Source organism: Frigoribacterium sp. 9N, from assembly GCF_902506305.1.
GTDB lineage: Bacteria > Actinomycetota > Actinomycetes > Actinomycetales > Microbacteriaceae > Frigoribacterium.
The window spans coordinates 271,540-277,856 of record NZ_LR733392.1; the positions used below are offsets into that span (position 1 = coordinate 271,540).

The 6,317-nt window shown below is 71.8% G+C and carries 6 protein-coding genes; 2 read left to right on the plus strand and 4 right to left on the minus strand.

The features are described 5' to 3' along the window. The first annotated feature begins 109 nt into the window (after positions 1 to 109). Entirely contained in the window at positions 110 to 613 is a 504-nt protein-coding gene (locus ARTHRO9V_RS04345) for a Fur family transcriptional regulator (protein ID WP_159825794.1), read from the plus strand. A 54-nt stretch (positions 614 to 667) separates the two neighbouring features. Next, positions 668 to 2,170 carry a catalase gene (locus ARTHRO9V_RS04350; protein ID WP_159825796.1) on the plus strand — a complete coding sequence of 501 codons (1,503 nt, stop codon included), beginning with the start codon at positions 668 to 670 and terminating at the stop codon, positions 2,168 to 2,170. 101 nt (positions 2,171 to 2,271) lie between these two features. Here ARTHRO9V_RS04350 and ARTHRO9V_RS04355 read toward each other — a convergent pair whose 3' ends face one another. The 4 genes from ARTHRO9V_RS04355 to purD form a co-directional block, all read right to left on the minus strand. After that, a complete protein-coding gene (locus ARTHRO9V_RS04355) occupies positions 2,272 to 2,841 on the minus strand; it encodes a GNAT family N-acetyltransferase (RefSeq protein WP_123572046.1) in 570 nt (189 codons plus the stop codon). A 49-nt stretch (positions 2,842 to 2,890) separates the two neighbouring features. Beyond that, entirely contained in the window at positions 2,891 to 3,805 is a 915-nt protein-coding gene (locus ARTHRO9V_RS04360) for a VOC family protein (protein WP_236556908.1), read from the minus strand. 213 nt (positions 3,806 to 4,018) lie between these two features. After that, the gene (locus tag ARTHRO9V_RS04365; protein WP_159825798.1) at positions 4,019 to 4,966 is read right to left on the minus strand and encodes a phosphoribosylaminoimidazolesuccinocarboxamide synthase; all 948 of its coding nucleotides are present in this window, start codon (positions 4,964 to 4,966) and stop codon (positions 4,019 to 4,021) included. Continuing rightward, on the minus strand, positions 4,963 to 6,231 hold the full coding sequence (gene purD, locus ARTHRO9V_RS04370; RefSeq protein ID WP_123572020.1) for a phosphoribosylamine--glycine ligase: 1,269 nt from the start codon (positions 6,229 to 6,231) through the stop codon (positions 4,963 to 4,965). Before purD ends, ARTHRO9V_RS04365 begins: the two co-directional genes overlap by 4 nt. Between the last annotated feature and the right edge of the window lie 86 nt (positions 6,232 to 6,317).

A 6,317-nucleotide genomic window follows, 5' to 3' on the forward strand; every position in this document is an offset into this window, starting at 1 on the left:
GGCCGCTCGGGTGTGGTTGTCCACAGGTGCGGCGCGTCCGAACCAGGGAACGTCCTCCGAGGTGGCCCGGATTGTTTTGATCTGATCAAAAGAGTGGTTCACTTGAGGCATGACCAATCCGACCGACGACCCCCGCGAGGCACTGCGCTCCGCCGGGTTGCGCGTGACCGAGCCCCGGCTCGCCGTGTTGCGCGCCCTCGAGCCGTCGCCCCACGCGGCCGCCGAGCAGGTCTTCGCCCGGGTCGCCCTCGACCTGCCCGGCACGTCGGTGCAGGCGGTCTACGGCGTCCTCAACGCGCTGACCGGTGCCGGGCTGGTGCGTCGCATCGAACCCGCGGGCTCGGCAGCGCTCTACGAGCTGAGGACGGGCGACAACCATCACCACGTGGTCTGCGGGGTGTGCGGCTCGGTCGCCGACGTGGACTGCGTCGTCGGCCACGCCCCCTGCCTCACCCCCTCGCACGACTCGGGGTACCTCGTGCAGACCGCCGAGGTGACCTTCTGGGGCCTGTGCCCGGCCTGTCGGGCGGCCGAGTCCGAGGGTGCGGAGGGCGACGAGCCGACCCGCGCCTCCTCGTCCGACCGCGTGGACGCGGCCGTCCCGGCGGCCTGATCGGCCCGCCCCCCTGATCTCACACGACGACGAACCACGAACGAAAGAGGACACATGACCGACGCCAAGAAGATCACCACCACCGACAACGGCGCCCCCGCCGCCAGCGACGAGTTCTCGCAGTCGGTCGGCGCCGACGGCCCGATCGTCCTGCACGACCACAAGCTGGTCGAGAAGCTCGCCAACTTCAACCGCGAGAAGGTGCCCGAGCGCATCGTCCACGCCAAGGGCGGCGGCGCCTTCGGCACGTTCGTCACGACGGCCGACGTCTCGCGCTACACCCGCGCCGCGCTCTTCCAGCCCGGCGTCGAGACCGAGATGCTCGCCCGCTTCTCGACCGTCGCCGGAGAACAGGGCAGCCCCGACACGTGGCGCGACCCCCGTGGCTTCGCGCTGAAGTTCTACACGAGCGAGGGCAACTACGACCTCGTGGGCAACAACACGCCCGTCTTCTTCATCCGCGACGGCATCAAGTTCCCCGACTTCATCCACTCGCAGAAGCGCCTGCCCGGCTCGCACCTGCGCGACCACGACATGCAGTGGGACTTCTGGACGCTCTCGCCCGAGTCGGCGCACCAGGTCACCTGGCTGATGGGCGACCGCGGCCTCCCCGCCTCGTGGCGCAACATGGACGGCTTCGGTTCGCACACCTACCAGTGGATCAACGCCGAGGGCGAGCGCTTCTGGGTCAAGTACCACTTCAAGACGAACCAGGGCAACAAGATCCTCACGCAGGACGACGCCGACCGCATCGCGGGAGAGGACGCCGACTTCCACATCCGCGACCTCTCCGAGGCCATCGACCGCGGCGACTTCCCCACCTGGACGCTGTCGGTGCAGGTCATGCCCTACGACGAGGCGGCCACGTACCGCTTCAACCCGTTCGACCTGACGAAGGTGTGGCCGCACGCGGACTACCCGCTCATCGAGGTCGGCACCATGACGCTGAACCGCAACCCCGAGAACTACTTCGCGCAGATCGAGCAGGCCGCGTTCGCCCCGTCGAACTTCGTCCCCGGCATCGCGACCAGCCCCGACAAGATGCTGCTCGCCCGCATCTTCAGCTACGCGGACGCCCACCGCTACCGCATCGGCGTCAACCACCAGCAGCTGCCGGTGAACACGCCCAAGACCGAGGTGCACTCGTACTCGAAGGACGGTGCCGCGCGGTACCACTTCAGCGAGGCGACGGCGCCGGTCTACGCACCGAACTCGGTCGGCGGTCCCGCGGCGGACCCGCAGGCCGCCGGTGACACCGGTGGCTGGGAGAGCGACGGCGAGCTCGTCCGCTCGTCCGTGACGTTGCACCCCGAGGACGACGACTTCGGCCAGGCCGGCACGCTCGTCCGCGAGGTGCTCGACGACGAGGAGCGCGACCGCCTGGTGCAGAACATCGTGGGCCACGTCTCGAAGGTCAGCCAGCCCGCCCTGCGCGAGCGGGTCTACGAGTACTGGACCAACGTCGACCCCACCCTGGGCCTGCGCGTCCGCAAGGGCGTCGAGCCCGAGGCTCCCGGTTCGAACGAGGACCCGGCCGAGGTCGGCGTCCCGGCGTAGCCGCGAGCCCCGACAGACCGCAGGAGGCGCGGTGACCGTTCGTCGGTCACCGCGCCTCCTCGGCGTCTCCGGGCTTCGCGCGGTCTGGGGTGCCGCGCGGGTCAGACCATCTGGCCGTTCCAGTGCAGCTCGCCCTGCGGCCAGTCGGCGAGGGTGCGCGTGCCCTCCCGGAGCAGCCAGCCGTGGTCCTGGGTGACCAGCACGCCGGCGCCGTCGGCGCTGAACGCCGTGTAGTGCGCCGTGAGGCCGTCGAGCGGCAGCCACCCGCCGCGTCGGTAGAAGCCCTGGACGTCGTCCCCGGTCTCGAGCACGCCGAAGCCGCTGTCGAGCGACGTCAGCGCCGCGTCCACCCGGCGCAACAGCTCGCCCCCGAGGCCGGTGCCCTGGACGGCCGGTGAGACCGCGACCATGCCCACCGCGGTGACGAGCAGGTCGGCGTCGCCGACGGTGACGAACTGACGTCGCAGACCGGCGTGCGCGACCACGACGTCGCCCTGACGCGCGACGACCCGCAGCTCGGGTTGCATGCCCGCCCAGCTGCGGGCCCCGGCGTACCAGTGGTCGTAGCTCGGGAAGGCCCGGGCGAGCATCGCCGCGACGGCCTCGTGGTCGTCGAGCGTGAGGTCGCCCTCGGGGGTCGTGGAGAAGGTGGGGGAGTCGGCTGCAGGCATGCTCACCACCGTAGCCATGGGTCTCGCCGAGGGAGCCTGCGACCGAGGGCTAGGCCGACTGCGGTCGGACGGTCACCTGGAGCTGGTTCGACCAGGGATCGTCGAACCCGAGCACACGCCCGTCGTCGCGGGTGGTGACGCCGTGGTGCCCGAGGCGCTCGCCGAGGGCGCCCAGGTCGTCGGCCGTCGGCACCTCGATGCGCACCAGGCCGAGGCCCAGCGCCAGCTGACGGCGCCCGGCGCCGGCGCTGTTCCAGGTGTTCATCGCCATGTGGTGGTGGTAGCCGCCCGCGCTGACGAACAGTGCCTGCGGCCCGAAGCGCGTCGTCGTCTCGAAGCCGAGCTGCTCGACGTAGAACCGGTGGGCCGACTCGACGTCGCCCACGCTCAGGTGGACGTGGCCGACCGTGGCGGGACGGGACGCCGAGCCGGCCAGCGCCTCCTCGGTGACGTTCTGCTGCACGAACGCGTTCGGGTCGAGGGCGAGGGTGGCCATGTCGACCTGGCCGTGGGTCCAGGACCATTCGCTGCGGCTGCGGTCCCAGTAGAGCTCGATGCCGTTGCCCTCGGGGTCGGTGAAGTAGAACGCCTTGCTGACGAGGTGGTCCGCACTGCCGGTGAACGTGCCGGGGTGACGGGTCGCGACGCTGTAGACGGCGGCGGCGAGGTCGGCCTCGGTCTCGAACAGGATCGCCGTGTGGAAGAGGCCGGCGTCACGCGGCCCGGCGTGCTTCAACTCGGGAGCGTGCTCGAGGATGACGATCGGGGTCGCCCCTCGACCGAGCACCACGCGGCCCACGGCCGGCTCGGCGGTCAGCACCGTGAGGGTGACCGCGTCGCGGTAGTACGCGGTCATCGCGTCGAGGTCGGCGACCCGCAGGGTGACGGCTCCCATGCCGGTGTCGGCGGCGAGCAGGTCGGACGAGGAGGCGCGCGTCGCGTCGGTCGCGGAGGTGTCGGTCATGGGGGCCCTCGGTCTGTCGGGTGGTCACCGGGTCGGTGACGTGTCATCGACAGGAACCGGCCGGTCGGGCCGGGCATTCCCGACCGACGGCGCACCGCGTTCCGTGCACGTCACCGGATCTCGATGCGGTGCAGTGCACGAAACGCGGTGTGGGGCCCGGGTCGGGCCCCGGGATGCGCCCCGGTGCGTGGGCCCCGGGGCATGTGGCCCGGGTCAGCGGGCGGTCAGGCGCTCGATCAGCTCGCGGTAGCGGGCGGAGGTGCGGGCGACGATGTCGTCGGGCAAGGCGGGGGCTTCGCCCGTGCCGTCCCAGTGCGCGGAGAGCCAGTCGCGGACGATCTGCTTGTCGAAGCTCTGGGTGCGGTCGCCCGAGGCGTCGACCTCGGCATCCCAGAAGCGACTGCTGTCGCTCGTGAGGACCTCGTCGCCCAGGGTGATCTCGCCCGTGGTCCGGTCGGCGCCGAACTCGAACTTCGTGTCGGCGAGGACGACCCCCCGGGCCTCGGCCACGTCCGACGCCAGGCGGTAGATCTCGAGCGACCGGTCGCGCAGGGCCGCCGCGGTCTCGGCCCCCACGAGTTCGACGGTGCGCTCGAACGAGATGTTCTCGTCGTGCTCGCCGAGCGGAGCCTTGTACGCCGGGGTGTAGATCGGTTCGGGCAACCGGTCGCCGTTCGACAGCCCCTCGGGCAGCGGGATGCCGCAGACGGTGCCGTGCTCGCGGTACTCGGCCCAGCCGCTGCCGACCAGGTACCCACGGACGACGCACTCGACGGGGAACATGTCGAGCGGCTTCACGAGCATGGCGCGGTCCCGGACCTGCGCGGGCAACGAGACGGAGGCGGTGGTCGGGTCGACCAGGTGGTTGGGCACGGTGGTGAGCTGGGCGAACCACCAGAGGCTGAGCTGCGTGAGCAGTGCTCCCTTGCCCGGGATGCCGGGCTCGAGCACGTGGTCGAAGGCGCTGACCCGGTCGCTCGCGACGACGAGCACGTACTCGGTGTCGGCGAGGGTGGCGGCGTCGCCGACCGAGCCGGCGACCGGTGCCGGGACGTAGAGGTCGCGCACCTTGCCCGAGTACACCGGCGTCCACCCGTCGAGGTGGCGAGGGGCGGCGTCGAGGCCGGAGGCGGAGGGCGTCGTGCCGTCGGGGGCGGTCATCGGGCGACCCGCTCGGCGATGTCGTGGCGGTACTGGCCGCCCTCGAGCTCGATGCGGGAGAGGGCGTCGTAGACGCGACCCCGGGCCTCGGTGAAGTCGGCCCCCTCGGCGACGACGCTGAGCACGCGCCCTCCGGTGGCGATGAGCTGGTCGTCGAGGCGAGCCGTCGCGGCGTGCGCGACGTGGACCCCGGCGACGGCGGTCGCGTCGTCGAGACCCCGCAGCGGGCGACCGCTCACGGCGCCTTCGGGGTAGCCCTCGCTCGCGAGGACCACGGTCACCGCGACGTCGGACGAGAACCGCGGCGACTCGTGGTTGCCCAGCGATCCGGTCGCCGCGGCGAGCAGCAGCCCGCTGAGCGGCGTGACCAGACGGGGCAGGACGACCTGCGTCTCGGGGTCGCCGAACCGGGCGTTGAACTCGATGACGCGGACGCCCCGCTCGGTGAGGATGAGCCCGGCGTAGAGGAGGCCGATGAACGGCGTGCCCTCGGACTCGAGCTGCCGCACCGTCGGGGTGGCGATGGCGTCGAGGACCTCGTCGACGAAGTCCTTCTCGCTGCCGAAGCGGTCGGCGAGCCAGGGCAGCGGCGAGTAGGCACCCATGCCGCCCGTGTTGGGACCGGCGTCGCCGTCGAGCAGGCGCTTGTAGTCCTGCGCGGGGCTGAGCGGCACGACCGTGTGGCCGTCGCTGAGGAAGAACAGGGAGACCTCGGGACCCTCGAGGAACTCCTCGACAAGGACGGGCCCGTGCTGCAGCCAGTAGGTGGTGTGCTCGACCGCCGCGTCGCGGTCGTCGGTGACGAGGACGCCCTTGCCGGCCGCCAGCCCGTCGGCCTTGACGACGTACGGGGAGCCGAAGTCGTCGAGCACGCCGAGGGCCTCGTCGAGGGTGCCCACGCGCGTGGCCCGCCCGGTCGGTACGCCGGCTTCGTCCATGATGCGTTTCGCGAAGGTCTTGCTGCCCTCGAGCGCCGCGGCCTTCTTGCCCGGCCCGAAGACCGGGATGCCCCGGGTGCGGAGGGCGTCGGCGACACCGGCGACGAGCGGTGCCTCGGGACCGACGACGACCAGCTCGACGTCGTTCTCGAGGGCGTACTCGGTGACGACGGCGCCGTTCGACGGGTCGAGGTGCACGATGCCGACCTGGTCGGCGATGCCCGCGTTGCCGGGGGCCGCGGTGATCTCGTGGCCCGCGTCTTCGCGCAGCAGGGCGGTGATGATGGCGTGCTCGCGAGCACCGGAACCGAGGACGAGGATTCGCACGCGCCACAGCCTACCGAGGGCGTGCGGCGATGCCGAGTCCGTCATCCGGGCCGGGCCGGGGAGGGCTGGCGCGGGCGGGCCGGGCC